1 protein-coding gene is annotated in these 408 nt (G+C 72.1%); it reads left to right on the forward strand.

Going from position 1 to position 408, the window contains the following annotated elements; genetic code table 11:
* On the forward strand, window positions 1-378 hold a 378-nt coding region (locus tag V2J85_RS40920; protein WP_330824433.1), incomplete at its 5' end, for a DUF1772 domain-containing protein.
* Window positions 379-408 lie beyond the last annotated feature (30 nt).

The following is a 408-nucleotide window of genomic DNA, read 5'->3' on the forward strand; positions in this document are numbered from 1 at the left end:
GAACAGTTCACGGCGATGATGCGCCGCTTCAACGAGAAGGTGCCCGGCCCCGCCTTCCTCGTCCTCTTCCTCGGCGTGGTCGCCCTGCCCGCCGCCGCGCTCTTCACCGGGCTCGGCGAGTACGACTCCGTGGAGGCGCCCGCGATCGTGGGGGCGCTCGTCTGCGCGGTCGCCGGGCACCTGGTCACGATCGCCGGGAACATCCCGCTCAACAACGCGCTCGCGAAGGCGGAGGGCGGCGACGACAGCGCCGCCCGTACGGCCTTCGAGTCCCGCTGGAACACTCTCCACCAGGTCCGCACCGCGTTCACCCTGGGGGCGTGCCTGCTGCTGGCCATCGCGCTGTGGGACGGCGGCGCCGCCGCCCTGGCCATCTGAGGCTCCGGACGGTTCCGATGCCTCACACGT

Source organism: Streptomyces bugieae (assembly GCF_036352915.1).
Lineage (GTDB): Bacteria > Actinomycetota > Actinomycetes > Streptomycetales > Streptomycetaceae > Streptomyces > Streptomyces endophytica.